Below are 26,699 nucleotides of genomic sequence, written 5' to 3' on the forward strand. Positions count from 1 at the left end.
CTGCCCATCCGGCCAGCGGCTTTTGAAAGGCTTGGTCTCCTCTTCGAAGAAAGCTTCCTTCCAGTCCTTGCGCAGTGGGTGGCCTTCAAAGCCCTCCCACATCAAAATGCGGCGAAGGTCGGGGTGACCTGTAAATTTGATGCCGAATAAATCCCAGGCTTCGCGTTCCTGAAAATCGACGCCTGCCCAAAGATCATAAAGCGAGGGGACTTCAATCGGGTCAACGCGCTCAACTTGCACTTTGAAATAGAGGCCAGCTCCACCGGTGGTCTTATAAGCATGATAGACCACTTCCATTTTATTTTCAGCAATGTAGTCAACAGCGGTTACGGCAGTGAGCAGATCATAACCAAATTCATCGCGGATGGCGGTTGCCACTTCCACGAGGTTTTCTTTTTTAACGATGAAGCCTGTGTAGCCGGGGCGTGCGTCAGCGGTGACACTCTCCGGGAATCTGGCTGCCAGGTCAACGGTCGTAGTGAGAAGCGTGGTTGCCATTATGCACCTTCCTTTTCCGGGGCAGCGGCGGCTTGTTTAATTTCTGCACTGCGGCGCACATCGATCAAATCTGGTCCAAGAATTGGCATGGGCACGTAGTTCGCATCCTGCCTACCCTTTTCATACCAGCGGACTTTCTTGATGGACTGTTTGTCAATTTTTTCCTGCAACTTGATCAGCCCGGCGATTAGAGCCTGTGGGGTGGGGGGGCAGCCTGGGATGTAAACATCAACCGGCAAAAATTTATCGATGCCCGCAACCACGTTATAACCCTCCTTGAAAGGCCCTCCACTTGAAGCGCACGCGCCCATTGCCACAACATATTTAGGCTCGGGCATCTGGTTGTAGAGCCGAATGATGGAAGGAAGCATTTTCTTTGTCACAGTTCCAGATACTAGCATCATATCGGCCTGACGCGGGGTGGGGCGCATCACTTCCATACCGAAGCGTGCCATATCGTAGCGTGCCGTTTGCGCCGCGATCATTTCGATGGCGCAACATGCGAGGCCAAACATCAGCGGCCAAACCGATGAACGCCGTCCCCAGTTATACAGGCGGTCAATGGTGGTAATGGCTACAACGTGTTCCAGGTCTTCTGGAATGTTGTAGTTTGGCAAACTAAGTTTTTGTTTTTCCAACTTTTCATTTTCCATGAATGTTCTCCTCGAACCAGTCTTGATAGATTGCGTAAAGGATGTCGTCGTTCGCCAGAGCGGGGTCATCCTCAAATTCCGAAAGTTCAATCGTCCACGCATAAATTTGTTGCAGCGAAACTTCTTCGATATTCACATCTTTGTGCTGGCGACGAAGTTCCATCGCGATAGCATAGGTGGATTCCCAATTCAAATTCATTCGGTACTTTTCATCACAAGCGCCAATTATAGCAGTTAGGTCGCGGAAGTCAACTTAATTATGTAAAAATATATTTGCAAAAATAAAGAAGTGAGTATAATCACGCTGGATGGATGACAACCCCGCTTCTTGTTTAACGGTGACTTGATACTGTTTCGATAGGCTTTTTCTACTTTTCCCTGCTCCTTCGGGGGCTTAGCCCCCGAAAAGCCAAAGATGCGCCTAAAAACTTTCGATCGACTACTTACTATTCGCGAGATAAATATGATAACCGCCCGCCAAAAAGTCCTTGCCTACCTGAAAAAGACCCGCTCCGCCTCGGCGCGGGAGATCGCGCGCGCCTTGAAGATGTCTGCACCAAATGTGCGGCATCATCTCTCCGTCTTGTGCTCAGATGGACGAGTGGAGTTCACTGCCGTCAATCCGCGCGGAGGGAGGGGGAGGCCTGAGAAATTATATTCGCTGTCTCAAGCAGCTTTGGGAGATAATTTATCCGTTTTAGCGGATGCATTATTAGGTGAAAAAATAGACGCAGAAAAAATTGGAAGCAGAATAGCGCAATCACAGGGCTTGAACAGTTCTACAGGTGAGCCAATGGCAAAGCGCCTGGCAGTGCTAGTGGAAAAACTAAGTGAGATGCATTATCAAGCGAAATGGGAGGCCGGGGCGGAAGGTCCGCGTGTGATCTTTGGTCGTTGCCCATATGCAAAAGTGATCGAAAGGCATCCTGAACTGTGTAAAATGGATCTAGCCATGCTTCAAGAGGCCCTAGGTCACCCCATCACGCAAATAGCGAAAGGCGAAATAGCCTCGCATGGATTATGCCCATTTATTTTTATGGTGAGGTAGAACAATCATGAACCTGGCGATTTATGAATTTACTCAGGAAGAATTAAAATCCAACAAGCGTGGGTTTTTCAGCGACGGGCAGAAGAGGATGATAGAAGGGATGGCAGGCGGAATTCGCCGTACTCAATGGACAACAGCAAAAGTAGCTATTATCTTTCCAATTATTGGTCTGTGCATGGTCTTGGGTTTATCCCTCTCAAATGAAGATGCGCGAACTGCGCTTCTTGCAAGCCCGATAAATCTCATCGTTCTGGCTTTCCTTCTGCCTCTTATTATTGGCATTTTTACTTTGAGTATTTATTTCGCCAACAAGAGAGCAGATCGATTGGCAAACTCTGAATTGTCGATGGTCGAGGGTAAGGTTGAACTTGATGAAACCCATTCATCGAAAGCCGGTTCGACATATTATGTGATTTTAGGGAAAACCGAATTTGCCCTCCCTGAAGACGTCAGCGGAATATTTCAGGAAGGCGGGCTGTATCGCATCTATTATTGCGAAACACCCATGTTGAAATTGATCATGTCTTACGAAAAAATAAGTTAAACGAAATCTGTACTCAATCTATTACCGAAGTTTCTTTTCGTTTATTCTGGGGAAGGTGGGTTGATAACGGGTGGCCAATATTCTTTTTGCACAACCTCAATTTTTGCAGATTCTAAAAAACTCATTGCATTTTCATCGGTGCGGTAGGCCACGCTGTAAACAATGCGGGCAATCCCTGCGTTGATGAGTACCTTCGTGCAGTTGATGCACGGCAGATGTGTGACGTAACAGGTCGCGCCTTTGGTCGAGATACCATGCAGCGCCGCTTGGATGATGGCGTTTGTCTCCGCATGAATGGTGCGGACACAATGCCCATCCACCATCAAATGGCCAACTTCATCGCAATGCTCCTGCCCGGCAGGCGAGCCATTGAACCCTGTGGTCAGAATCCGTTTTTCCAGCACAAGCACACAGCCGACCAGAGCACGGTCACAGGTGCTCCTTTCGGATACGGCGTAGGCAATTTTCATGAAATAAGAATCCCAATCAGGGCGCATGGTCACCTCTTTATTGTTGGTATTTTAGGATTATACATGAATGTTCTTTGTATCATCAAAAAGGAGGTCTCATCATTTTGAGACCTCCTTTTGTATTTATTTACCTACTCCACGGTGACACTTTTCGCCAGGTTTCGCGGCTGGTCAACGTCCAGCCCGCGGAGGGCTGCAATATGATAAGCCAGGAGTTGGAGTGGCAATACTGTGACCACTGGTGATAACATCCAGGGCGCTTCCGGTACCCAGAGAATATGATCCGCCATATTTTTTACGAGTTCATCCCCTTCGGTTGCGATGGCGATCACTATACCTCCGCGCGCTTTGGCTTGCTGGATTTGTGAGATCATTTTCTCATGCCAGGGATCCTTTGGCGTAATACATAGAACGGGCATTTCCTCGTCAATTAGCGCAATGGGCCCATGCTTCATTTCACCTGCGGGGTATCCCTCGGCGTGGATGTATGAAATTTCTTTCAACTTTAACGCGCCTTCGTATGCAATAGGCATGTTGATTCCACGTCCGAGATACAGGCAGTGCTGAATATCCTTTAGGATATACGCTACTTTTTCAATTTCCGCTTCAGTGTCGAGAACTCTGCCTGCCAAGTCAGGAACAAGCCTCAGGTCCGATACGAGCGATCTGCGTTGTGATTCATCTAAAACGCCGCGCATGTCGGCAAGCAGGATGGCCAGCATATATTGGTCCACGAGCGGCGCAGTAAACGCTTTCGTAGATGCCACCCCCACCTCAGGGCCCGTCTGCATGGAAATATATCCATCCGCAATACGCATGGCCTGGGAGCCAATTGCGTTTACGATGCTCCAAATGATCGCGCCTTTGCGACGGCCTTCCTCCATTGCGGCCAATGTGTCTGCGGTTTCACCGGATTGGGAAATGGCGAGCACAACTGTATTACTATCAATGATCGGGTCACTGTAACGAAATTCAGAGGCGATCACTACTTCCACGGGCACACGGGCGATTTTTTCGATCAGATATTTTCCGACCATGCCAGCATATGCCGCAGTGCCGCAGGCTGTAATATAGATGCGCTGTATCCGTTTTGCAATTTCCGGGGTGAGGTTTAGTTCGGGCAGACGGATGCGCCCTTCCTGAAAATCAACACGTCCGGCCAGAGTATCAGTGAGTGCACGCACCTGCTCATGGATCTCTTTTTGCATGAAGTGACGATACTCACCTTTTTCAGCAGAGACTGCATCCCATGCGATGGTATGGATTTCAGGTTTTACTTCCACACCATCCAGCGTCTCAATACGGACCTTGTCTCGTGTGACAACGGCCATCTGCCGCGATTCTAAGAAGATCACTTTACGCGTATGTTCCAAAATGGCGGGAATGTCGGATGCAACAAAATTTTCATTCTCGCCCAGGCCGATCACAACCCCGCCTGCGTTTCCAATACGAGCCGTGACGATCTTATCGGGTTCATCGGTAGACATCAGCACCACAACGTTTGCACCTTCGATCTGTGTGAAGGTTTTTCGGGCTGCGCCTTCAAGGCTAGCACCGCCCGCCATCAGGTGTTCAGCAAGATGCACGATGGTTTCCGTATCTGTTTCCGAGTTGAAAGTTACTCCTTCGCTGGTCAATTCCTCTTTTAGTTCCAGGAAATTTTCCACGATGCCGTTGTGAACGACAACAACCTTCCCAGAATTTCCGACATGCGGATGCGCATTCCGCGCCGAAGGTGCGCCGTGCGTTGCCCAGCGAGTATGACCAATGCCAGGCGCGCCCTTCACAGGACTTTTATTTACAAGATCAATTAATTGGGATAACTTACCCGCGTCCCTTCGGACTTCGATCTGGTTGCCATTAATGACGGCGACTCCAGCTGAGTCGTAACCGCGGTATTCAAGCCGTTTAAGGCCATTGAGTATGATCGGCGTCGCATCACGCGAACCGACATAGCCGACGATTCCACACATGGTTGGGTTCCTCCAGGTTTTGATTAGATTTTGTCATTGCGATGGCAATGCACTTCCACAGGAAACAATTTCCGACAGAGAGTCGGAGTTGCTTCGCAGAGAGCGGTTCGCAATGACATTCTTTTGGCCATCCTTTATAGTTTTATCCGCAGGGTTACCCTTGCGGTGTTGAATATAAAGTTGATACTGGAGGGAAAGATGACCGGGTGATGGCACACCCGAAGGGCTTCCGCTGAACTTTCGATTTTCTTCCCTTGGTGGTTTCGATATGTTGCTTCGCAACTACTCAATTACCAAAGGAATTAACTTCATTTCGCAATGAAGAACCCTTATCCTCGTCATCCTTTTTACAAAGGATCATGCGCTGTCTTTCCCTAAAAAATGTTTCGGTTCACCTCCTGTATGTGAAAAATGATCAGGCCGGGATTATACCTGATTGCGCAGAATCAGGCCGGAGGTCCGGCCTGAGGCGTAGTATGTTGATTTTCCGATACTTATTGGGTCAGTTCTATTTCGGGCATGTTGTAGGTATCATAATTTTGATCATCATCGTATTTGATGACAATATTGCTTTGCCCGTCTGATTCAATTCGATAGCCTATGATCTGGCTGTGATAGCCGATTTCGGAATCGCCCCCATTTAGGTGAATTTCTGCGCCCGGCATGAGAATGGTGCCTTTTAATGTAGAGAAACTATCGCTGGTGATCACCATGCGGTTCTTGTTTTCGATGGTTGCGTAAATTAGCAGGCCGGCATGATCCCCGGCCAGAGGTGCGCTAAGATTTATGTAGGCGTTGCCGCTCCATTTAAGTTTTCCATCCAACACGAAGGTGACATTACCGCCCTCGAGTGAACTGCCGCCCTCTATGAGGAAATCTCCACCAATACAATAAACTCCTGCCTCAAGAAAATGAACACCGGGTGGGGGGAACGCGTCTTCGTCGTACGCTCCAGCACTCATCGTTGTTCCATCCTCTGAAACTTGTGCCACTTTATTGCCACATCCAATTGTTGGCATAAAAAATGGAGGCGGGTATGGAATTGGGATGCTGCTCGTCTTGGGAGGAAAGGGCGTAAGCAATTGCGGCTTTTGGATGTTCGCGCCTCCAACCACTGAGATTTCAAGACCCTCCTCCATGCGGATGCTGCCGCTTCCGTTTTGAATGAGGGCGCAATCGGGGTTGTTGGAGTTGACGAATATGCCGCCGCCGGTAATATCCAGGGTGGATTCGCCATGCACCCAGAATGCTCTTTCGTTATCGCAGTCACTTGTGGGAGCCAGGCTGATGATCGCATTACCATCCAATATTTCGGCAATCTCCGGTGTTTTGGTGCGGGAGACTGCCACTCCAGTAACGGTAACCTGTTGAATGCCGATTACACCTCCAAAATAAGTAGGTACATGATTGGTGATAATGACTTGAATATATTCCACGTCCCCGGCGTACTCCCCGGAAATGGGCGGGCTGAACACCTGCACCGTATTCGATACACCATTGTTATCGAAGCCGTTGTTCTTCGCGATATTATAAGTTTCTGCAACCCAGCTATTGCCTTTGATGCGCGCCAAAGCGCCGCCGAGAGCGGTCACATCGGCGGCGTTCTGGGTGCGTCTCTTCTCAAGGAAGGCGTTACCGCCATCTACTGCCAGGGCGGTAACGCCTATTAATCCTATGATAGAGAACACGATCACGATAATAGCTTGCCCCTTTTCTGCTTTTAGGAAACTCATCTTATTTCGTTTGTTCTATTGAAGGAGGTATCTGAATGACGTGGTTTTCGCTCTGGTCGTAGTTGATATCCAGCTGTGCGCTGCCAGCCGTTGCCATGGTGAAGCACATGATCTGACTGTTTAAGCCTAGGGATGATCCGCTGCCTTCCAGTGTACAGTGTGACGAAGGTGCCCAGATGGAACCTGTGAAGGAGGACCCATTATTGCCATTTATTGACAATGTTGATGTATTTCCGGGCGGGATGAAGAGCAGGATGTTTTGCAGGTCTTCAGGAGCATCAGGGTCATTGATGGCGTGTAGTTCAAGGTGGGAAGAGCCATTAAAGCTGACACCGCCATTGATGGTCGTAATCAATACGCCCTCCGTTTCTGGGTCGTGGCCATCGCCATCCAGATCGGAGGTTATTATCCAGCTACTAGTAAGGCTGAAATCGTCTTCAATACAATATACTCCCGGTAACATTTTCAGCGTGCCTGAGGGGGATGTGCTGGGAAAATCGCCGCTATAGTAGCCAGGGGATGCTGTGTACTCCGCTGGGCCACCGGTAATAACGCCTTCTTCATCCGGATCGATCACACCATTGTCATTAGTATCACACGAAGGATTTGGGAATATAAGTGGTGGAGGGCAGGAGTAGGCACTGCCACAGTAAGGATCTGGGTCTGGATCAAGCTTGCCAAGATTAGATGTTGGATCAATGCCTCCTACCACGCAAATCCCGTCTGCCGCTTCCATTTCAGCAGCGCCGCTCTGGTCGAAGGCAGTGGAGCAATCTGAATTGACGAATACGCCCGAACCGCCCACAACGCTCAATGAGTTACCAGCAACGGTAAATGGGTCATGGGGCCAGCCAACATCACCTTTACATCCACACATCAGGGAGATCATGGCCTGGCCGAATTCAGTGGGGCTCACATAGCTGGGCTTTGCCTGCGCGATTGCTTTGACCCTGTTGGTCATTTGTTGGATGCCGATTACTCGCGCAAAAGTGGTGTCAATGGTGGATATGATCGTCACCACTAAATATTCGGAGTTTCCTTCGTAGTCACCACAGTGTGCGTAGTCGGGCCTTGGAATCGGTCTTGGTTCATCGCATCCATATACTTCAACATTGACCATGGGATCACTGAATTGTTGATCAGCGAAATCGTCAACGAAGTCATTTTCTCCGGCGATGGCAAGTGCAGCGGGTTTCCAATCTTCATCACGGACCTTTGCCCGGGCGGCAGCTAGAGAGGCTGTATCTGCTGCGTTTTGTGCGTGACGTCGGTTTGAGAAGGCGAGGCTGCCATCCACGACAAGCGCGGTCATGCCGATTAGGCCGATAATGGCAAACACGATAATAATGATCGCTTGTCCACGCTCGCTCCTGGAAATTTTGATTCTGGTATTTTTCATTTCAACCTCTATCTTTCGTGGTTAGGGGCATGTCGGCTGGAGAATAGTGTTGGTGACGCTGGCGCTTAGGTTGATCGTATTGGAACCGATCATTGGGCCGACAAGCGGAAAGGTTATGGGGTGAGCAAAGGTAATGGTTACCGTAATAGAATTCGGATCTGCGGGATCTGGTGCTACAGCGGTTAACCCTTCGCACGCAACCCCATTATCGAGAGTAACTGTGATATTGGCGTCTGGGTCAATATCAACTACATCTGAGGCTGCGGCTTGGGCACGAAATTTTATGCCATCCTCGTCTGTCGGATTAATGGAGCCGTAAATAGCGCCTTCCTGGGCCGCATCGCGGATCGTCACATACTGGAAGAGCGCCAAGCTGAATTCCACTGCGCCAAGCAGCAGGAGCAAAATGATCATGAGGCTGATAGCAAGTTCCACCAGGCTTTGCCCGGATTGGTTCCTTTGATTAGGTTTCATTTTGCATATCCTTTTAGCTTACGGATTATTAAGTGGTCCGCATCCAATTTCATCGAAGGTGATGTTCATGTCAGTGACTGTGATGCCGCTTTTGGTAAAGAGCATGACAATTTCGGTACTGCCTGTAATGGTCCACGGAGCAGGTGTGCTTGATGGGTTGGGGAAAGTTGCCGAACCATCCTTGTCACTGCCAGACCAAATTGTTGTACCTGCAGGGAGTTCCACTGCAGCCAAATATCTGTTTCCGGCTGTGTTCCAGCTGACGATGATGGTGTCGATGTTTAGGGTTCCAATATCGTTTGTAATCATCCATGTTACCGAATTGCCGGAGTAAACTGGCGCTCCTAAAGACAGAGTCCCTGTGTTGCAAATGTTTGATGGAACCGTGACGGAAGGCAGGTTGGACGATGGGATCGTTGAAGCTCCGTCCATTGCTGTGGCTGCGGTAATTGTGTTTGTGACCTCATTCGACGATACATAACTGTTTTGACACGAAGTTGACGCGCCTGGAGCCAGCGGGGAGGTTCCTGCGCACGCGAAGCTTCCCATCAGGCTGGAAGTGATTGAGTATGGCGAGGTCAGTGGTTTACCACCCGTGTTGGTGATGGTATAGGTGAAAACGATGGTAGTGCCAGACTGGGTGATCACTGTAGGATCTGCAGTCAGGCCGAGGTTGAACCGTGCATCGGAGTATGTAATAACTGTTTCGCTGGTGGGATTGGAGGTAACCGTCTGTGCGCCAAACACAGCAGAGGCCGTACCTGTATTGACAATCGAACCTGCATCGACATCAGTTGCGGTAACCTGGTATGTTCCTGTGCAGTTTTTCGTTTGCCCCGGGTTCAGGCTCGACTGGTCGGAACAAGTGATTGTAATTTTATCGTCGGTGACTGAGAATGGAGAAGAAAGGGTGACGTTGCCTGTGTTGGTCAAAACGTACGTATAATCAATATTAGTTCCTGCAGGAATAGTGGTAGCGGGAGATACTGGCTCAGATGGCGAGCCACTGACCGTTGCGGATAGCGCAGCGGTTTGGGTGACAGCGACGCTGGCTGTGGCTATATTCGAAGAAACCGAACTGCCGTTGTTTGCTGTTGCTGTCGCTGTATTAACTATTGAGCCACCGGTATCATATTCTGCCTGGCTCACCGTGTAAGTACCGGTACAGTCAATTGAATCACCCGCTGCTATTGTTGTAGATGGACAACTAACCGCTGCCACTTTGCTGTCTGTGACACTTAATGAGTCTACGGGTAACCCACTATTGTTGAGGATCGTATACGTGTAGGTAATTACCTGATTGGGAAGTGTAACAGTGGTCGGCGAGGTGCTGATCAGGAGCACCAGCTTGGTGGTGTAAACGGTTGCCGTTGCGGTGTTGGATTGATACACTTGTGTGTTGTAGGTAGCGCTTGCAACTGCCTGGTTAATAACACTTCCGTTGTTTATATCATTGTCCGTGATCTGATAATCTGCGAAGCAGGCTGTACTATCGCCAGGCGCCAGAGGGCTGGTCGCCCCTGAACAATCCACAGTTGCAATTTTATTGTCGGTAACGCTAAATGGTCCCGACAGGCCTACGTTTCCGGCGTTTTGAATAGTGTAAGTATAGTGGATGTTGGTACCCAGGGCCGAGGCTGCTGTTGGGGAAGCGCTCTTGCTCAACTCGAGAGCAGGCTGTGGGTCTGCAGTAATTGTGCAATCTTTAGAGGGGGGGAATGCTATCCCATTCGCCAGGGCAATAGCGGTGCTCATGACAGAACCGTTGTCCAGGTCGGCCTGTGTGATCTGATATGTGCCATTACAGGTCGCCACGGCTCCCGCAGGCAGCGGATCGGGGACTCCCGAACAGGAGGTTGCGGCAATGGTATCAGTAATGGAAAAAGGTCCAGCAAGTTCGCCTGCGCCCGTATTCTCCAAAGTGTAGGTGTAATTGATCGTTTCGCCGAGGGTTGTATAAAGGAGCGGTGAACATTCGACCGAATTGAGGGCGAGATTGCCGTTTTGGCTGCCTTCCCAATACCCAGGCACTGCCGTGACAGAGATGGAAACAGATGCAAGTATAGTGCGTTCACTTTGAGATCTGATCTCAAATGGTTCTAGCGGCACAATTGGAACGATCGGCTGCCAAAGCGCTGAAACCTCTACAATGATGCGATCTCCATTCGCGGGACTAGTGTAAACACCGCAGTCAGGATCAGCGGGGTTTAATGGAAGCGAGCTACCATCAGCGCTATCCAAGCCGGCATCGTAGGAAATGTTGATTTCCTCAAAAGTATTGATGAAGCCTACGTTGCGGGCCGCGCCCTCAATCCCATCGCAATCCTGATAATAAGGCACCCCGTTCGGGCCATTACCCGTAGCTGAACCATAACGAGCGGCCTGGCGCGCGGCTGTCACTGTGGATGCATAAATGAATAATAGCCGTCCGGTTTCCAATAAACCGTAAAGCAATGTGAGTAGGATCGGAAGTGCCAGGGCAAATTCCACCATAGCCTGCGCGCGACTCTTTTTGTATTTATTGGGGCATGATATGTTCATACGATCATCCTGTCTTATTATTTCTATACTAATGAATAGTCTTTTCAAATCCTACTTTGGCACTATGTTAATGATCCAGTTTGGAAGGAATATAATGAAGAATGCGCTTAAGATCAAAAAAGGACCATAAGGCATAAATACCATAAATACATTTTCTTTGTACTTGCGAACCACCAGCATAAAAGCCACTAGCAATAAACCAAAAACGCCGCCAAGCAAAACCCCTAATAACAGGCTGAACCAGATCAGCGGCCACCCAAGCGCAAAACCCAAAATGGTGGCAAGGATAACATCACCAGCGCCAAGAGCCTCTTCATCATCGGCTTCCAATCCTCTTGCCCGCAGACGATTCGCCCGCAAGCGTGAAAAAAGTACGCCGAAATAGTACAATGCAAGCATGATCAAAAATCCGCCGAGTCCACCTAAAAGGGTGATTACAAGCCCATTGGAAAGCAGGCCAACTGCCAGCGCGAGTAAAGAACCGAAAACGCTGGTGGGATGCAGGATCAGGCGGTGTTCCATGTCGATCACAAAGACCACGCCAAAATAAGCGATTAAGAGCAGGCCAAGCGCATATCCAACTCTTGATGAAGGTTGGAGCCACGTGTAAAGGCTGACTGCCAGAAGGGCTATCTGCACGAACCACAGCCGTGATTTACGTTTGTGCCCATTGACGCACGCTTGAAATAGCAAATAGTCTTTCCAACTGAAAGGTGCGCCGCATTGTGGGCAGGTTGGCTGGCTAAATCGCCTTGTAACAGGAAGGACATCCGCCAGATAATTTATGATTAATCCGGCGAACCATCCAAGCAATATCGGTACAATAAGCGATATAGACATCTAAAATTATTATAATTCTAATTATTGGGCGATGCAAAGCAGGTATTTGATGTAAGCGAACTGTAATGTTTCGGCGGAATTCAAATGACCGCCTTACAAACTTGATGGTTTTCGAGGAGAATCAAAATGGAAGAATTTGTTATTGAAGGCGGGATACCTCTGCGAGGGGAAGTAACGCCCTCTGGAAATAAAAACGCTGCACTACCTTTGCTGGCAGCATGTTTATTGACTGAGGAGCCAGTGGTGCTTCACAACATTCCACAGATCCGGGATGTGCTAGCCATGCGAAGGTTGATCGAAAGTATCGGCGCCCAAGTGGATGAATTGGATGCGAATACCTGGCGCATTACAACTCGTGAACTGACCGCTTCAAACCTGGACCCAGACCTGTGTCGCCGCATCCGGGCTTCTATCCTCATTGCGGGCCCGGTCCTGGCTCGCTCCGGGGCAGTGCGCCTGCCGCCTCCAGGCGGGGATGTGATTGGACGTCGCCGTTTGGATACGCACATCCTGGCTTTACATGCTCTTGGTGCAAAAGTCAATTATGACCGCATATTTGATATTGAAGCCTCTGAACTCCGCGGCGCCGATATTTTATTGGATGAAGCCAGTGTCACTGCCACAGAAAACGCCGTAATGGCGGCTGTGCTTGCCAAAGGAAAGACCCAGATCCGCAATGCTGCCTCCGAGCCTCATGTGCAGGAGCTGTGTCATTTTCTAAATTTGCTGGGGGCCCAGATCGATGGCATTGGCTCGAACACTTTGCACATTACAGGTGTTACGCACCTACATGGCGGCGAATTTACGATCGGCCCCGACCTGCTGGAAGTGGTTAGTTATATTGGAGCGGCAGTTGTGACTCGCGGGGAGATCCGCATTCGCAATGCGGGTGTTCAACACCTTGAAATGGTGCGGCAGGTCTTCCATCGTTTAGGAGTCCACTGGCAGGTGGAAGGAAATGATTTGCTAGTCCCAGCCGAGCAATCTCTTAAGATCATCTCCGACCTCGATGGGGCTGTACCTGAGATCAAGACCAACGTCTGGCCCGCCTTCCCAACCGACTTGACCAGTATCGCTATCACGGTTGCAACTCAGGCATCTGGCTCGGTGCTTTTCCATGATTGGATGTTCTCAGGCAGAATGTATTTTACAGATAAGCTCGTTGGTATGGGTGCGAGGATCATTTTGTGCGACCCGTATCGCTGTTTAATTCAGGGTCCAACGCAGCTTTATAGTGAAAAACTGGAAAGCCCTGATATTCGTGCAGGCATGGCGCTTTTGCTGGCGGCCCTTACAGCAAAAGGAACATCCAAAATTCGCAACGTTATTCAAATTGAAAGAGGATATGAGCGAGTGGATGAGAAGTTACGATTATTGGGTGCTAGAATAGAACGGGCAAGTGAATGAAATACAAAAATACAGAAGCCGCGATCCATCGCGGCTTCTGTATTTTAAAACATCATTGCTCTCTTAAGGTACTACGATGACTTCTTGTTTGATCTTGACGACAAACAGGTGATTATCCCCGACGCGATTGTTGACATAGCCGGATGCGTTACTGGAAGAACCGTCCGAGTAGGCAATCAATGCGTATGCATAAAACTGGCCTTTGGGGATGGAAATGACACGTTTTTCATTTTTAGCCAGCGGGGAGATGCCGGGTATAAATCCGCATTGTGCAAATGCGTTTGGTGTACCCAGCCATAGGGATACAGTTGCCGTTCCTCCAGATTCATTTTCCAACCGTATAGATGATTGGGGGCCGGCTTCTGCGATATTCATTATTCCGTCACAGGCTCCGGCGGCGGCTTTTTGGGTGGTTGTCGGACTAGCCACATCCTGAGTTGGTAGAGGCGCGGGCGTAAAAGTGGGTAATGAAGTTGGGCTGGGGGTTTCTGTAGGCGGCAATTGGGTAGCTGTTGGGATGGCCAATTGAGTCATTGCCACCATAGTCCATGCTGCTGCTACGGCAGTTCCTTCAACTTCTGCAGGCGCTAATGTGGGAGTACCTTGCGGACCACATGCGGTCAGTAGTACTGCAACACCTAAGATGACTGGTAATATTTTTTTTAGCATATATTTCTCCATTTCATATCTTGGTTCAATTGTTATTTTTAATACCGATTCGGTCTTTGAAAATATTTATTACTATTTCCTGATCGTTGGCTAATGAAAATGCGCCGGTGAATTGCCTGCCGCCGACCCATGCAACATAAGTGTATTTACCGGCTGGCGCCCTTGCATCCACATATCCCTTTACCGGGTATTCAAGGATTGTTATAAATCCTTCGCTGGTTACGCACCGTAGGGAAATGTAAACATCCACTTTGGCCTTGTTGATCAGGGTAATGCCACCATAAGGCAGATGGGGCGGTAATGTACCATAAAAAAGTGGTTGAGCCGTACCCGCTGTGGCACTAAATGCAGGGTTTGGCGTGGCACTTGCTGTCAATGCGGATTGTGCTGGGTCGAATCCTGGGGTTCCATTATTTGCCGTTACTGTGCCGGTGCCTAAGGTCGCGGTTAAAGTAAGTAAAATTGGATTTTGCGTTTCAGTGGGCGTGGCTTGTGTCGCTGTCACAGTGGCGGTGGTGATAACAGGTGTTTCACTTGGCAGGATCGTCGCTGTGGATAAAGATTGCAGCGTTTGCTGTGAGAGGATCGCGGCCGTAGCTTGAAGATCTTCTTGTGATATTGGAGTTGGATTGTTGGTTTCAGGCTGCAAGCTGGCTGGCAGGCATCCACTTAGCAGTATGGAAAGCGCAACCATCGTAACAAGCGTTTTTTTCATAGCCAACTCCTCGATGTAGAGCTTAGTTTTGACTGATGACATCCATGAATTGCATGACCACTTCGCGCAGCATACGTTCGGGCAGTGCGCCAACCTGGCGGTGTACAACCTTGCCACCTGAAACAAACAGCAATGTGGGGATGCCTTGAATGCCAAATTTTTGCATCCATTCGGAATGATCATCTGTGTTGACTTTCGCCACGATCAATTTGCCTTCCTGCTCCCTGGCAAGTTTATCGAGTGTGGGTGCGATCATCTTACAGGGATTGCACCACGGCGCCCAAAAGTCAACAATTACTGGCAGCGGTGATTGCATTACAACTTTTTCGAAGGCTTCATCTGTGATATGAATAGGTTCACTGGACATATTTTCTTCCTTATATATTATTCCATTACTTTTATCGTTTTCTTTATTTAGCCGATGGAGTATAACATAAAATCCCTGATATAATCGCGGCTCATGAATAGCCTATTATCGCGTTGGAAAGACGGACTCTCGCGCACAAGCAAAGCCGCATTCGGACAAATTGCATCCATCCTTGGCACATCTGAAATCAATAATGAAACATGGGATGATCTTGAAGCCCTGCTGATTCAAGCGGATTTGGGTATTGATACCACGACCTCTGTTTTGGATTCTCTCAAACGCCTCACGCGGACCCAAGGCCTGATCCGCGCCAATGAACTTTTTTCTGCGCTGAAAAGGGAACTGCGTTCTCGCCTTGAAACGCCGCCTGCTCTAAATTTGGATCATAAGCCAACCATTATCCTGGTTGTGGGTGTTAATGGTTCTGGTAAAACTACAACGATTGCGAAGCTGGCATCGCGTTTTAATGCCAGTGGAAAGAAACTCCTACTCGGCGCTGCTGATACCTTCCGTGCCGCAGCGATTGACCAGCTTCAGGTTTGGGGTGACAGGCTAAAAGTGGAAGTGATCGCAGGTGCTCCTGAGAGCGACCCCGGTGCAGTGGCATATAATGCAGTTCAAGCTGGAGTCGCCCGCAGTATAGACATCGTCATGATCGATACGGCGGGACGTCTGCACACCCGCTTCAACTTGATGGAAGAATTGAAAAAAGTAAACCGAGTGGTAGGCAAAGCGCTTGAAGGCGCTCCGCACGAGGTCTGGCTTGTGTTGGATGCAACCACGGGTCAGAATGCATTGCAGCAGGCCCGTTCATTTAAAGAAGCAGTTAACGTAACCGGTGTAATTTTGTCAAAACTGGATTCGTCTGCGCGCGGTGGTATGGCATTTGCAATTCAACGTGAATTGGGCTTGCCGATTCTGTTTGCTGGCCTGGGCGAAAAGCCTGAAGACATGACGCCATTCGATCCGGATGCATTTGTAGATGGGATTTTGTCAAATAATTAGGAGAGATTATGCAAGACTTACTTCAACGCTTGCAGGCCGCGAATGACCTGACTCAGCAATTAATGGTGCGTCTTTGACCTGACAGGCAAAGAACTTCAACTTTCACAACTTGAAAAAGAAATAGAAAACCCAGAATTCTGGAATGATTCCACCAACGCACAGAAGGTAATGAAGACCATCTCAAACCTGCGTGAAGAGGTTGTATCCTGGAATTCATTAAAACAACAAATTCATGACCTGACTGATCTGGCAAGCCTTGATGATGAATCTCTGCGCGCTGATCTAGAAGTAGAGATCAAGAAGCTTGAAGCTGATTTGGAGAAACGTTCCTTTGCAGCCATGCTTTCAGGGTCTTACGATCATGACGATGCCATTCTCGCAATCCATGCTGGCGCCGGTGGGACGGATTCGCAGGACTGGGCCGAAATGCTTCAACGCATGTATCTGCGCTGGGTCGAAGATCAGGGTTTTACTGCTGAAATTTTGGACTCTACGCCAGGGGAAGAAGCGGGTATCAAGAGTGTGACGATTGCAGTGGGTGGGCGTTACGCATTTGGCTATTTACGTTCCGAAAAAGGAGTCCATCGTTTGGTGCGGCTTTCCCCATTTGATGCGGCGCATCGCAGACATACATCATTCGCACTAGTTGAAGTGTTGCCGCAGGTTTCCATGGAAGAGGCGGATATCGAGATCAGTCCCGGTGATGTAAAGCTGGATGTCTTCCGTTCGTCTGGTGCGGGCGGACAAAATGTGCAAAAGAACGCCACCGCTGTAAGGCTTACTCATATCCCAACGGGAATTGTCGTGACTTGTCAGAACGAGCGTTCGCAGAATCAAAACCGCGAATTTGCGATGCGAATTTTACGGGCACGTCTGTTGGAATTGCGCCAGGCAGAAAGGGAAGAAGAGCGGGCGGTTCTGCGCGGCGAATACACCAAGGCTGAATGGGGGAGTCAGATCCGTTCCTATGTCCTGCATCCATATCAGATGGTAAAGGATCATCGCACTGACTTTCAATCTGGTAATTCACAGGCCGTATTAGACGGTGACTTGAACGGATTTATGGAAGCCTATTTGAAAAGTGTTGCAAAATAATAAATTGGTGACAAGAATCAAAAGAGCGGGTTTGAACCCGCTCTTTTTGTTATCCGCCAGTTGGAAGTCGTTTTTCCAAAGTACTGTTGAAGAGTTTTTCCTGTTCTTCTGAAGCAGATTTGTAAGACTTACGTCGAACTTTTTTCCCTTTGGATTTTTCGAGTGCTTGCTGCCAGGCGATCTGCATAGCGGTAAACTGAGGCTCGTTGGGTGCTTCCGCTTCCATTGTGTAAGACTCGTCTTCCTTCTTGCCTTTGCGTTTGCCTTTCGGCTTACGCTCATCGCGTTCGGGTTTGGCTTCTTCAACCACTTCGGCTTGAAGCGCCTTCATGCTCAAACGAATCTGCCGTTTGCGGCGATCTACATCCAAAACCTTGGCTTCGATCTCTTCGCCTTCCTTGAGGACTTCACTGGCCGTTTTGACATAGCCGTGGGTGAGTTCGCTGACGTGAACAAGGCCGGGGCGTTCTGCGCCAAAATCTACAAATGCACCGTAGGTTTCAAGACGAACGACCTTGCCTTTGACGATCATCTCAGGCTGGATCTCCTTCCATTCGTACGCCAGGGGTTCGATCATGGTCAGTTCGATGCGGTCTTTCTTTACGCGTCGTACCCAAACATCTACCGTTTGCCCTTCCTTCACAACATCTTCCACTTTATTTACTGCATCCTGTTGAAGTTGTGAGATGTGGATGACACCGGGTAAGCTTTGTCCGATGTCTACAAGCGCCCCCGCGAGAGTGGTTTTCAAAATTTTGCCGCTAAGTTTAGTTTTTGGTTCGAGCGCTACGGCGGGTGCGCTATCAGGTGTAGCCATAGTTTATACTCCTACTGATTGAAATAATGCCGACGAAAGATTATACCTGTCTGACAAAAATAAGTCAACGTGAAATCTGTTACATATCGAAAATGTAAACATGGTCAGTATAATTTGGTGAATATGAAAAACAAGCTTTCACGCCGCGATTTCTTGCGATTATTTAAGGGAACCATTGCTTCTTTATTCACTTTGGGGACAGCTTCTTACGCTTACGGTGTTTGGGGTGAGCCTGAGTGGATCGAAGTCAATAATATAGACTTACCCCTGCGCCGCCTGCCAAAATCATTTTATGATTTTCGGCTGGTTCAGATCAGTGATATTCATATTGGCGGTTGGATGAATCGGGAGCGCATTGCCCGAGTAATCGAACTGACAATAAAAGAAAAGCCTGATCTGGTTGTAATAACAGGCGATCATGTCTTTGGTCATAGTTGGACTGCGGAACTGGATGATGCAGTTGAAGATTATATTGAAGAGATGTCGAAACTTACTGCAGAGTGCCTTGTGCTTGGTGTGTTAGGCAACCACGACCATTGGACGGATGCAGAGAAGGTTCGACAGATGTTGTCACGCTGTAATGCGATGGAATTGAAAAATGACATATTCACACTTGAAAAGGACGGTGAGCAATTGCACATCGCAGGCGTGGATGATATTTGGGAGGGACATGATCGGTTGGATGAAGTCCTGGCAAAACTTCCAGAATCTGGTGAGGCAATCTTGCTTGCACATGAACCAGATTATGCCGATACCAGCGCCAAAACCGGAAGATTCAGCGTACAGCTATCGGGTCACTCACACGGAGGGCAGGTGGTAATCCCATTTTTTGGCGCGCCGGTCCTGCCGCATTTGGGGCGAAAATATTATTCAGGGTTGTATAAGGTTCGCAAGATGTGGCAGTATACCAATCGAGGCGTGGGGATGATAGAACCAGCCATTCGTTTTAACTGTCGACCCGAAATAACAGTTTTTACCTTGAAACCCGTGTGATGTTCTTGCGCAACTTCGCAGAACTATGTATAATCTGCGAACCATAAAATTTCATAAAGTGGAATAAGCGTGGATGGGAACGAGTAAATCTGTCGAAACGGTCAGCGAGTCCGAGGTCAGGTGTGAAGCGGATACGCATAGGCGGTTGAAAATCCTCCCGGAGCTGTGAACTGAAATCAAGCAAAATATTGTTTGAGAGTAGGGAATCCGAAATTGTTCTTCGTTATCAGAACAGGATGATGATTGTCATCCAATGAGTGCCTGCAAGCCTTACTAAATGGCAAGCCTCAAGTGGCTAGTGCAGAAATCAGAGTGGTACCGCGTGAGCATTGCTCTCGTCTCTGTAAAGAGATGAGAGTTTTTATTTTAAGTATGTCGTTGCGAGGGCAATGACGGAAATGGTGAGGTACGAATGTTCAAACCAGTAAGCCCAAAACTCGACGCACCTTCAATGGAAGATAGCGTGCTCAAGATGTGGAAGAAGCAGGGCATCTTTAAGAAGACCGTTGAGCAACGCAAGGGCGGCCCCGAATATGTATTTTATGAAGGGCCCCCAACTGCAAACGGACGCCCCGGTGTGCATCACGTATTGGCGCGCGCCTTCAAAGATATGTTTCCGCGCTACAAGATCATGCGTGGCTATCACGTCTCGCGCCGTGGTGGCTGGGATACACATGGCCTGCCGGTTGAGATCGAGGTAGAGAAACAGCTTGGTTTCAACAACAAGCAGCAGATCGAAGAGTATGGCATCGACAAATTCAACGAGCTTTGCAAGGATTCCGTCTTTGCCTACATTCAGGATTGGGAAAAACTCACAGACCGCATCGCTTTTTGGGTCGACCTTGAAGATGCGTATGTGACCTATACCAACGAATATATGGAATCCGTTTGGTGGATCCTGAAAAATTTTTGGGATAAAGACCTGCTTTTCAAGGGATACAAAGTAGTGCCGTATTGCCCTCGATGTGGCACGCCTCTTTCTGACCATGAAGTTGCTCTCGGTTACGACGACGCTACCGACCCCTCAGTTTTTGTCCGTATGCCGCTGGTGGATAAGCCCGATACCTCGCTATTGGTTTGGACAACGACGCCATGGACACTTCCTGCCAACGTGGCTGTCGCTGCACACCCCGAAGTGGACTACGTGACCGTTGAACGGGACAACAACGGAACAAAAGAAAAACTTATCCTTGCGAAGAACTTGGTTGAGAAAATATTCAAAGATGAAGAAGTAAAAGTGGTGGATACCTTCAAAGGCAAAAAGTTAAAAGGCGTGAAGTACAAGCCGCTCTTCACTTTTGTGCCAGCCGATAAGCCCGCTTACTTTGTTGTGCTTGGTAACTTTGTCACCACTGAAGACGGTTCGGGTCTTGTGCATCAGGCTCCTGCGTTTGGTCAGGAAGATATGGAAATGGCGAAGGAACACGACTTGCCCGTTCTGCTCACCGTTCAACCCGACGGGACATTCATCCCTGAAATCACACCATGGCGCGGGGTATTCGTCAAAGAAGCTGACCCACAGATCATCAAAGACCTCGATGCTCGTGGACTTTTATTTCGGGCGGGGACTCTTGTGCATACTTATCCATTCTGCTGGCGTTGTCACACTCCGCTTTTGTATTACGCGCGCGATGCGTGGTATATCCGCACGAGTTCAAAGCGTGACCGCCTCGTGGAATTGAACAAGACGATCAATTGGGTTCCCGATCACATCAAGAATGGACGCTTTGGCAACTGGCTTGAAAATAATATCGACTGGTCACTCAGCCGCGAGCGCTATTGGGGCACACCGCTTCCTATTTGGGAATGTGAGGATTGCAAGCATCGCGAATGTGTTGGTTCGGTTTCGGAGTTATCCGAAAAAGCAGGCAAGGATTTATCTGAGCTTGACCTGCATCGCCCGCACGTGGACAAAGTTCACTGGAAGTGCGTGGAGTGTGGCGGCAAGATGACTCGCGTGAAGGACCTGATCGATGTCTGGTTTGATTCCGGTTCGATGCCATATGCGCAATGGCATTACCCGTTTGAGAATCAGGAAAAGTTTAAACAGCAATTCCCAGCCGATTACATCTGCGAAGCCGTGGATCAGACTCGCGGATGGTTTTATTCGCTTCATGCCATCAGCACACTATTGAATGACGATGTTTCCTTTAAGAACGTCATCTGCCTCGGCCACATTCAGGATGGCGAGGGACGCAAGATGTCCAAGTCCTTGGGCAATATCGTGCAACCGTGGGATGTGCTAAACGTCCACGGTGCGGATGCGTTGCGCTGGTATCTCTACACGGCCACACCGCCCGGACAGGAGCGCCGCTTCTCTTCCGATTTGGTTGGCGATGTCATCCGCAGCTTTACGCTTACGCTGTGGAATGTCTACTCGTTCTTTGTGACATACGCCAACCTCGACAAGCCACAGGGCCTGACAGTAACGGCCACAACCAACGATCTTGATCGCTGGCTGCTCTCTGAATTAAACGTACTCGTGCGTGACGTGACCAGGGCATACGAAGAATATGATGTCTTGAACGCGACCCGCCCGATAGAGAAGTTTGTTGAGAACCTTTCCACCTGGTATGTGCGCCGTTCACGCCGCCGCTTTTGGAAAAATGATTCAGGCGCAGATAAACAGGCCGCATACTCTACGCTATACACCGCCTTGGTGACTGTAGCCAAACTCGTTGCACCTGCTATGCCATTCCTGGCGGAGGAGTTGTATCAAAACCTTGTTCGTTCGGTTGACGAAACGGCACCTGAATCAGTCCACCTGGCAGAATGGCCGAAGGTAATAGACGAGTTCGTCGATGAATCGCTGAACCGTGACATGCAACTCATCATGCGCGTAGTCTCGTTGGGTCACTCCGCCAGGCAAAAGGCAAATCGCAAAGTGCGTCAGCCTCTTGCAGAAGCCGCCTTTTCAGTGGGTAACCCCACAGAACGAAAAGCCCTCATGAATAATATGGACGTCATCGCGGATGAGTTAAATGTGAAGCAAGTTCGTTTGTTGGATGCTTCCACAGAAGCGTTGACTCACACCGTGAAGCCTCTGCCCAAGCAACTCGGACAGAAATATGGCAATAAGTTTCCGTCACTTCAAAAAGCGATACTTGCTTTGAACGCTGAAGAAGTCGCAAAGACCCTGCAATCTGGCAGCCCTGTGAAAGTGACAGTGGATGGCGAGACTTATGAAATCCTCTCCGATGAAGTGGAAGTGAAGGCCATGGCGAAGGAAGGTTTCGCGGTGGCAGAGGAAGGTGCGTACGTGGCTGCGCTCGTCACAGACTTGACACCTGAACTCATCTCGGAAGGCTTGGCGCGTGAATTTGTGCGCCGCGTGCAGGACCTGCGCAAGGCCGCCGACCTGGATGTGGCTGATCGTGTGGAATTGTTCGTCGAGGCCTCAGCAGGCTTGAGGTCGGCAGTGGAGGCGCACGAGTCTTACATCAAAGCTGAAACGCTGACGTCCAAATTGTCATTTGTGAATCCGCCGCAGAATGCATCGGTTGTCGATGATGAATTTGAAGGTGAGAAGGTTAAGGTTGGTTTGGTGAAGGCGTAATTCGGAAAAAGAAAGTAGTTAACAGACTTCAGAATTGAAAATTTCTGAAGTCTGTTTTAATTTATAATTTCAACAACCTGTATCAGAGGAATAACTCATGATGACTTCTGCAATAGCACAAAAACCAAATACATTGCGCGTGATTGCTGCGTGGGGCGTGCATCTATTTACTGCATTGGGGGCTGTCTGCGGCTTGCTTGCTATCCTTGCCATTTTTGAACAGGACTGGCGTGCGATGATTCTTTGGATGATCGTTGCCATGTTGATCGACGGCTTCGATGGAATGCTCGCGCGTTGGGCGGATGTAAAAAAATATGCAAGCGGAATTGACGGCGCATTGCTGGATAACATTCTCGATTATGTTAACTACGTGCTTGTGCCCGCCATCTTTTTGATCGAAGCAGATGTGCTGCCTGAGAGCGTTCGCCTGTTGGGTGCATGTTCCATTCTGTTGACATCCGCTTATCAATTCACACAAACTGATGCGAAGACAGACGACCATCATTTTAAGGGCTTTCCATCCTACTGGAATATAGCAGTACTTTATATGTTGTTGATGAACCTGCCGCAATGGCTGAATTTTGGTTTTCTGATGTTATTCAACATCATGGTTTTCATTCCAATTAAATATATTTACCCTACGCGCAATACTTATTTGCGAAAGCTAACCCTCGTGTTGACCTATCTTTACGGCGCAATTGGAATATGGGGATTGATCCAATATCCTAATCAACCAAACTGGGTGGTATGGGCTTCGTTTGTTTACGTAGCCTACTACATTATATTGAGCCTAATCCCCAAGAAATCAAATGCAAATTGAGATTGTTACAAAAGCGGATGATGAACTTTACGAGGCCTTTCAACGTCTTGTCCCTCAACTGACCAATAACAACCCGCCTCCTTCCCTCGACGATTTAGCTGCTCTCGTCCGAGATGCGGCTTCCACGCTGATAATAGCCCGCAGTGAAAATAACGATATCGTTGGCGCGTTGACGTTCGCCGTCTATCGCGTGCCAACGGGAATCCGTGCCATCATCGAAGATGTGGTTGTGGACATATCCGCGCGCGGAGAGGGATATGGTGAAGCCTTGATGCTGAGAGCCATAGAATTGGCCCGTGAAAAAGGTGCAGGCAATATCTCACTTACATCCAATCCGATGCGTGTCGCGGCAAATAAACTTTATCTACGGGTGGGATTTACAAAAAGGGGAACCAACGTGTACCAAATTAAATTATGAAATAAGAGCCAGCGAATTCGCTGGCTCTTATTATTTAAGTCATTATGTTCAACTAAGGACGTCCGCCGCCCTTGCCTTTGCCGCCGCCACCCTTACCCTTGCCTTTACCATTACCGCCCCCGTTATTCCCATGTCCATTACCATTGTTTCCGTTTCCAGTGCCAGTGGCCTCAAGGGTGGTGGTGGTTTCTTCGCCAGTTTCTTCTTCGCCGCTATCAGCTTTACCTGACATGATGCTGCCGAGATTACCACCTTCCTTCGACAACTTTACAATATCGCCCCAGTTGTCGACGGTGGTACCGTCTTCAAAGACAATGTTGCTGTAGTCATTGTTTTTCTTGGCATCCATCAAATCTTCAAAAGCAATAGCACCGTCATTTAGCTTGACCAGCCACAAGGCTTGAGCGATCACGCCAAAGCCAACACCATCTTCATGAGCTTCCATGATCGTGTCATAATCAGCGCCTATTGCATCGCCGAAAAATTCTGATAATGCAGAACCGACGGGGTGTTCTTCTTCCATTGCTTCTTCTTCGCCGCCAATGACCTCTTCAGGGGCAATTTCAACTTCCGTACCGACAGCGCCTTCTGTGACGACTGGCTCACCCGTGACCGGGTCAATCACTGGTTCACCTGTGACTGGGTCGGTTTCGATCAACCCAAGGGATGCAGCGGTTTCAAGGCTGACCTTTACAGTTTGCGATTCGCCTGTTGTCTCATCTAATACACTGAGCACAACAAGCGTTTCACCTGTAGTTGGGTCGGTTTCAAAGCCAACAGATTCAACTGTGCCAATGATCGGTGTGGTTTCCTGTGCGAATACTGTGCCTGCGGTTGTTGCAAGCAGGGCAAGCACAAGGAAAATACTGGTTAGTAGTTTTTTCATTTTTATATCTCCTTAGTCTATGGTTGCAATATGCAAATTCATTCTAAAACATTTCTATCTTGCATTAGCTTTCATCTCTGAAAGCGGGATAGGACTAAGGTACTATTGCCTTTGTTTTACATCATCGGAAATTAATTCAGGGCGCTGATAATACAGAAAAACTTAGAATTCGCCTATAGGTTTCTTATGAATTTTTCAGTAGCATTTTCTATGTCACTATATTCACCGCGATATTCTTCTGGGAGCATCCTGGCCAGGCGGTACATCATCTCATCCACAATCTGTTGGCGGACTTCGCCTGTAACCTTTACATCCTCCACATTGATCTTAAATGGATCACCAATACGAATATGAAAATCTGTGCGTTTCAAACGCTTAAGATTTTTTAGATATATCTCCCCACCCCAATGTGCAATAGGGATGATCGGTGCATCTGAATGTAATGCGATCAGGGCAGTGCCAGGCAGGGCTCTTTTGAGTTTGCCTGTTTTATTACGCGTGCCTTCAGGGGCCAGCCCGAATATTTTTCCATCCTTCAATGCCTTCAATGCCAGCTTGAGGGCGTTCATATCCGCTTCACCACGGCGGACAGGGATCACATCCCAGACGCCGAAGACCCAACGCAGGAACCAGTTATCCCATGCTTCGATCTTTGCCCAGCCCGTAAGCGGACGAGGCTGTAAATGTGCGAATAAGATTGGAATTTCGATCTGACCTGTGTGATTTGCAATGGCGATCAATGGGCCATGTTTGGGGAATTTGTGCAGGTCTGGCGCATCGATACGGCAGGTGATGCGGGTATAGACACGGATGATAAAGTTCATTAACCAGGGGATGGGGTTCATAGGCTTAGGCGCAGACAATTTCTAGTTCTTTCGGCAGCAGTTCGAGGGTCAAGTGTGAGCCGCTGAGACAGATAAACTCTCCATCGGCGTGGGCGGGGAAGGTTATATCCAGTGATTTGATCGAAACAGTTTTCGCGCGTTTCATTTGAATTTCGGGTAACACAACTTGTGTCCCTTTGATGAAGTAGGGGATCATTTGCAGGATGCGTCCTTTTGATGCGGTTTCGGCGATGCACAAGTCAAAGAGGCCGTCATCGGGCTGGCTTTCGGGGGCCATTTGAAAACCTCCGCCCATGCGCCTGCCGTTCATAACAGAGATCATCAGCGAAACTTGTTTGATGGTTTCATTGCCGTCCAAAATGATTTCAACTTGCGCGGGATTGTAATAAAGGAAGACGGTCTTGATTACACCAATGAGATAGGCCAACAAACCGCGCGTCCAGCGGACTTTGATAGCCTCGTTGCCAACCGCCGCATCGAAGCCGACGCCGATGCCATTTCCGAAATATCGGCCTTCGGGATAATCGCCGCCTTTCACAAAACCGATATCGATTTTTTTGCGTTTATTTTCCTTCAAGGCTTTCAAGCCGTCGATCAAATTTGTGGGGATGCCTGTGCCGCCTGCAAAATCATTACCTGTGCCGATGCCAAGTACTGTGAATGCAGTGTGATTGTGCCCATCCTTCTTAGCGCGCATGATGCCATTGATGGCCTCGTTCACGGTGCCATCGCCGCTGGCGCACACGATCACGTCATAACCGTCACGTGCGGCGCCTTCGGCTAAATCTGCGGCGTGCCACATGCATTCGGTTTGCACCAACGTAAAATCCAGCCCATATTCACGCAGGCTGGATTCGATATGCTGAATTGATCTTCCACCAAGCCCACGGCCTGATGTTGGATTAACGATGACAAAATATTTCATATACCGCT

At 48.8% G+C, this 26,699-nt stretch carries 25 protein-coding genes and 1 pseudogene; 9 read left to right on the plus strand and 17 right to left on the minus strand.

What is annotated here, in order from left to right:
• Positions 1-117: 117 nt before the first annotated feature.
• From AC14M5_RS06945 to iscX, 3 genes and pseudogenes are all read right to left on the minus strand, one after another.
• A pseudogene (locus AC14M5_RS06945) lies at positions 118-498 on the minus strand (NADH-quinone oxidoreductase subunit C); the annotation flags it as partial.
• Positions 498-1,151, minus strand: a complete 654-nt coding sequence (locus tag AC14M5_RS06950; RefSeq protein ID WP_484028917.1) for an NADH-quinone oxidoreductase subunit B — start codon at positions 1,149-1,151, stop codon at positions 498-500. The gene AC14M5_RS06950 and the pseudogene AC14M5_RS06945, both read right to left, overlap by 1 nt.
• Positions 1,141-1,350: a Fe-S cluster assembly protein IscX gene (gene iscX / locus AC14M5_RS06955; protein WP_484028918.1), complete on the minus strand. Its 210-nt coding sequence runs from the start codon at positions 1,348-1,350 to the stop codon at positions 1,141-1,143. The genes AC14M5_RS06950 and iscX overlap by 11 nt, the downstream gene beginning before the upstream one ends.
• A 264-nt stretch (positions 1,351-1,614) precedes the next feature.
• Here iscX and AC14M5_RS06960 point away from each other — a divergent pair, with 264 nt between their 5' ends.
• The gene (locus AC14M5_RS06960) at positions 1,615-2,199 is read left to right on the plus strand and encodes a helix-turn-helix transcriptional regulator (protein WP_484028919.1); all 585 of its coding nucleotides are present in this window, start codon (positions 1,615-1,617) and stop codon (positions 2,197-2,199) included.
• A 7-nt stretch (positions 2,200-2,206) separates the two neighbouring features.
• Complete coding sequence (locus AC14M5_RS06965) at positions 2,207-2,743, plus strand: hypothetical protein (RefSeq protein WP_484028920.1); 537 nt, start codon at positions 2,207-2,209, stop codon at positions 2,741-2,743.
• 41 nt (positions 2,744-2,784) lie between these two features.
• Here AC14M5_RS06965 and AC14M5_RS06970 read toward each other — a convergent pair whose 3' ends face one another.
• The 7 genes from AC14M5_RS06970 to AC14M5_RS07000 form a co-directional block, all read right to left on the minus strand.
• Positions 2,785-3,240, minus strand: coding sequence for a deoxycytidylate deaminase (locus tag AC14M5_RS06970; RefSeq protein ID WP_484028921.1), 456 nt, complete (start codon positions 3,238-3,240; stop codon positions 2,785-2,787).
• Positions 3,241-3,344: 104 nt separating this feature from the next.
• Positions 3,345-5,186: a glutamine--fructose-6-phosphate transaminase (isomerizing) gene (glmS, locus tag AC14M5_RS06975; protein ID WP_484028922.1), complete on the minus strand. Its 1,842-nt coding sequence runs from the start codon at positions 5,184-5,186 to the stop codon at positions 3,345-3,347.
• Positions 5,187-5,680: 494 nt separating this feature from the next.
• Entirely contained in the window at positions 5,681-6,919 is a 1,239-nt protein-coding gene (locus tag AC14M5_RS06980) for a pilus assembly protein TadG-related protein (RefSeq protein WP_484028923.1), read from the minus strand.
• Position 6,920: 1 nt separating this feature from the next.
• The gene (locus AC14M5_RS06985) at positions 6,921-8,318 is read right to left on the minus strand and encodes a pilus assembly protein TadG-related protein (protein WP_484028924.1); all 1,398 of its coding nucleotides are present in this window, start codon (positions 8,316-8,318) and stop codon (positions 6,921-6,923) included.
• Between the two features lie 21 nt (positions 8,319-8,339).
• Positions 8,340-8,792, minus strand: coding sequence for a TadE/TadG family type IV pilus assembly protein (locus AC14M5_RS06990; RefSeq protein ID WP_484028925.1), 453 nt, complete (start codon positions 8,790-8,792; stop codon positions 8,340-8,342).
• Between the two features lie 18 nt (positions 8,793-8,810).
• Positions 8,811-11,333 carry a DUF7507 domain-containing protein gene (locus AC14M5_RS06995; RefSeq protein WP_484028926.1) on the minus strand — a complete coding sequence of 841 codons (2,523 nt, stop codon included), beginning with the start codon at positions 11,331-11,333 and terminating at the stop codon, positions 8,811-8,813.
• Between the two features lie 51 nt (positions 11,334-11,384).
• Entirely contained in the window at positions 11,385-12,173 is a 789-nt protein-coding gene (locus tag AC14M5_RS07000) for a prepilin peptidase (protein WP_484028927.1), read from the minus strand.
• Between the two features lie 126 nt (positions 12,174-12,299).
• Here AC14M5_RS07000 and murA point away from each other — a divergent pair, with 126 nt between their 5' ends.
• Positions 12,300-13,580: a UDP-N-acetylglucosamine 1-carboxyvinyltransferase gene (gene murA, locus AC14M5_RS07005; RefSeq protein WP_484028928.1), complete on the plus strand. Its 1,281-nt coding sequence runs from the start codon at positions 12,300-12,302 to the stop codon at positions 13,578-13,580.
• Positions 13,581-13,643: 63 nt separating this feature from the next.
• On the opposite strand, the gene AC14M5_RS07010 is transcribed toward murA, so the two are convergent.
• The 3 genes from AC14M5_RS07010 to trxA are packed head-to-tail and all read right to left on the minus strand — an operon-like array spanning position 13,644 to position 15,331.
• Entirely contained in the window at positions 13,644-14,249 is a 606-nt protein-coding gene (locus tag AC14M5_RS07010) for a hypothetical protein (RefSeq protein WP_484028929.1), read from the minus strand.
• A gap of 25 nt (positions 14,250-14,274) precedes the next feature.
• Positions 14,275-14,964: a hypothetical protein gene (locus AC14M5_RS07015; RefSeq protein WP_484028930.1), complete on the minus strand. Its 690-nt coding sequence runs from the start codon at positions 14,962-14,964 to the stop codon at positions 14,275-14,277.
• Between the two features lie 22 nt (positions 14,965-14,986).
• The gene (trxA, locus tag AC14M5_RS07020) at positions 14,987-15,331 is read right to left on the minus strand and encodes a thioredoxin (RefSeq protein WP_484028931.1); all 345 of its coding nucleotides are present in this window, start codon (positions 15,329-15,331) and stop codon (positions 14,987-14,989) included.
• Positions 15,332-15,424: 93 nt separating this feature from the next.
• On the opposite strand from trxA, the gene ftsY reads away from it, so the two are divergent.
• A complete protein-coding gene (ftsY, locus tag AC14M5_RS07025) occupies positions 15,425-16,336 on the plus strand; it encodes a signal recognition particle-docking protein FtsY (RefSeq protein ID WP_484028932.1) in 912 nt (303 codons plus the stop codon).
• Positions 16,337-16,344: 8 nt separating this feature from the next.
• Positions 16,345-17,431 (plus strand): peptide chain release factor 2 gene (prfB, locus tag AC14M5_RS07030; protein WP_484028933.1). Its coding sequence is split into 2 segments (ribosomal slippage): positions 16,345-16,410 and positions 16,412-17,431, totalling 1,086 coding nucleotides; the frame shifts between segments, so codons are not numbered across the junction.
• A 49-nt stretch (positions 17,432-17,480) separates the two neighbouring features.
• On the opposite strand, the gene AC14M5_RS07035 is transcribed toward prfB, so the two are convergent.
• Positions 17,481-18,248 carry a S1 RNA-binding domain-containing protein gene (locus AC14M5_RS07035; RefSeq protein ID WP_484028934.1) on the minus strand — a complete coding sequence of 256 codons (768 nt, stop codon included), beginning with the start codon at positions 18,246-18,248 and terminating at the stop codon, positions 17,481-17,483.
• Positions 18,249-18,371: 123 nt separating this feature from the next.
• Between AC14M5_RS07035 and AC14M5_RS07040 the strand changes: the two genes are divergently transcribed.
• The 4 genes from AC14M5_RS07040 (at position 18,372) to AC14M5_RS07055 (ending at position 24,035) form a co-directional block, all read left to right on the plus strand.
• On the plus strand, positions 18,372-19,241 hold the full coding sequence (locus tag AC14M5_RS07040) for a metallophosphoesterase (RefSeq protein WP_484028935.1): 870 nt from the start codon (positions 18,372-18,374) through the stop codon (positions 19,239-19,241).
• Positions 19,242-19,653: 412 nt separating this feature from the next.
• Positions 19,654-22,797, plus strand: a complete 3,144-nt coding sequence (gene ileS, locus AC14M5_RS07045; protein WP_484028936.1) for an isoleucine--tRNA ligase — start codon at positions 19,654-19,656, stop codon at positions 22,795-22,797.
• A gap of 97 nt (positions 22,798-22,894) precedes the next feature.
• Positions 22,895-23,617: a CDP-alcohol phosphatidyltransferase family protein gene (locus AC14M5_RS07050; protein WP_484028937.1), complete on the plus strand. Its 723-nt coding sequence runs from the start codon at positions 22,895-22,897 to the stop codon at positions 23,615-23,617.
• Entirely contained in the window at positions 23,607-24,035 is a 429-nt protein-coding gene (locus AC14M5_RS07055; RefSeq protein WP_484028938.1) for a GNAT family N-acetyltransferase, read from the plus strand. The genes AC14M5_RS07050 and AC14M5_RS07055 overlap by 11 nt, the downstream gene beginning before the upstream one ends.
• Positions 24,036-24,087: 52 nt before the next feature.
• Here the strand turns inward: AC14M5_RS07055 and AC14M5_RS07060 are convergent, their stop codons facing one another.
• The 3 genes from AC14M5_RS07060 to AC14M5_RS07070 form a co-directional block, all read right to left on the minus strand.
• Entirely contained in the window at positions 24,088-24,921 is an 834-nt protein-coding gene (locus AC14M5_RS07060) for a hypothetical protein (protein ID WP_484028939.1), read from the minus strand.
• Between the two features lie 173 nt (positions 24,922-25,094).
• The gene (locus tag AC14M5_RS07065) at positions 25,095-25,766 is read right to left on the minus strand and encodes a lysophospholipid acyltransferase family protein (protein ID WP_484028940.1); all 672 of its coding nucleotides are present in this window, start codon (positions 25,764-25,766) and stop codon (positions 25,095-25,097) included.
• 4 nt (positions 25,767-25,770) lie between these two features.
• A complete protein-coding gene (locus AC14M5_RS07070; RefSeq protein ID WP_484028941.1) occupies positions 25,771-26,691 on the minus strand; it encodes a diacylglycerol/lipid kinase family protein in 921 nt (306 codons plus the stop codon).
• Between the last annotated feature and the right edge of the window lie 8 nt (positions 26,692-26,699).

The organism is Candidatus Villigracilis sp. (assembly GCF_057083605.1).

Excerpts from the sequence above, each read along its gene's own strand:
- AC14M5_RS06950 (WP_484028917.1), bottom strand. The coding sequence starts at position 1,151 with ATGGAAAATGAAAAGTTGGAAAAACAAAAACTTAGTTTGCCAAACTAC.
- iscX (WP_484028918.1), bottom strand. The coding sequence starts at position 1,350 with ATGAATTTGAATTGGGAATCCACCTATGCTATCGCGATGGAACTTCGT.
- AC14M5_RS06960 (WP_484028919.1), top strand. The coding sequence starts at position 1,615 with ATGATAACCGCCCGCCAAAAAGTCCTTGCCTACCTGAAAAAGACCCGC.
- AC14M5_RS06965 (WP_484028920.1), top strand. The coding sequence starts at position 2,207 with ATGAACCTGGCGATTTATGAATTTACTCAGGAAGAATTAAAATCCAAC.
- AC14M5_RS06970 (WP_484028921.1), bottom strand. The coding sequence starts at position 3,240 with ATGCGCCCTGATTGGGATTCTTATTTCATGAAAATTGCCTACGCCGTA.
- glmS (WP_484028922.1), bottom strand. The coding sequence starts at position 5,186 with ATGTGTGGAATCGTCGGCTATGTCGGTTCGCGTGATGCGACGCCGATC.
- AC14M5_RS06980 (WP_484028923.1), bottom strand. The coding sequence starts at position 6,919 with ATGAGTTTCCTAAAAGCAGAAAAGGGGCAAGCTATTATCGTGATCGTG.
- AC14M5_RS06985 (WP_484028924.1), bottom strand. The coding sequence starts at position 8,318 with ATGAAAAATACCAGAATCAAAATTTCCAGGAGCGAGCGTGGACAAGCG.
- AC14M5_RS06990 (WP_484028925.1), bottom strand. The coding sequence starts at position 8,792 with ATGAAACCTAATCAAAGGAACCAATCCGGGCAAAGCCTGGTGGAACTT.
- AC14M5_RS06995 (WP_484028926.1), bottom strand. The coding sequence starts at position 11,333 with ATGAACATATCATGCCCCAATAAATACAAAAAGAGTCGCGCGCAGGCT.
- AC14M5_RS07000 (WP_484028927.1), bottom strand. The coding sequence starts at position 12,173 with ATGTCTATATCGCTTATTGTACCGATATTGCTTGGATGGTTCGCCGGA.
- murA (WP_484028928.1), top strand. The coding sequence starts at position 12,300 with ATGGAAGAATTTGTTATTGAAGGCGGGATACCTCTGCGAGGGGAAGTA.
- AC14M5_RS07010 (WP_484028929.1), bottom strand. The coding sequence starts at position 14,249 with ATGCTAAAAAAAATATTACCAGTCATCTTAGGTGTTGCAGTACTACTG.
- AC14M5_RS07015 (WP_484028930.1), bottom strand. The coding sequence starts at position 14,964 with ATGAAAAAAACGCTTGTTACGATGGTTGCGCTTTCCATACTGCTAAGT.
- trxA (WP_484028931.1), bottom strand. The coding sequence starts at position 15,331 with ATGTCCAGTGAACCTATTCATATCACAGATGAAGCCTTCGAAAAAGTT.
- ftsY (WP_484028932.1), top strand. The coding sequence starts at position 15,425 with ATGAATAGCCTATTATCGCGTTGGAAAGACGGACTCTCGCGCACAAGC.
- AC14M5_RS07035 (WP_484028934.1), bottom strand. The coding sequence starts at position 18,248 with ATGGCTACACCTGATAGCGCACCCGCCGTAGCGCTCGAACCAAAAACT.
- AC14M5_RS07040 (WP_484028935.1), top strand. The coding sequence starts at position 18,372 with ATGAAAAACAAGCTTTCACGCCGCGATTTCTTGCGATTATTTAAGGGA.
- ileS (WP_484028936.1), top strand. The coding sequence starts at position 19,654 with ATGTTCAAACCAGTAAGCCCAAAACTCGACGCACCTTCAATGGAAGAT.
- AC14M5_RS07050 (WP_484028937.1), top strand. The coding sequence starts at position 22,895 with ATGATGACTTCTGCAATAGCACAAAAACCAAATACATTGCGCGTGATT.
- AC14M5_RS07055 (WP_484028938.1), top strand. The coding sequence starts at position 23,607 with ATGCAAATTGAGATTGTTACAAAAGCGGATGATGAACTTTACGAGGCC.
- AC14M5_RS07060 (WP_484028939.1), bottom strand. The coding sequence starts at position 24,921 with ATGAAAAAACTACTAACCAGTATTTTCCTTGTGCTTGCCCTGCTTGCA.
- AC14M5_RS07065 (WP_484028940.1), bottom strand. The coding sequence starts at position 25,766 with ATGAACCCCATCCCCTGGTTAATGAACTTTATCATCCGTGTCTATACC.
- AC14M5_RS07070 (WP_484028941.1), bottom strand. The coding sequence starts at position 26,691 with ATGAAATATTTTGTCATCGTTAATCCAACATCAGGCCGTGGGCTTGGT.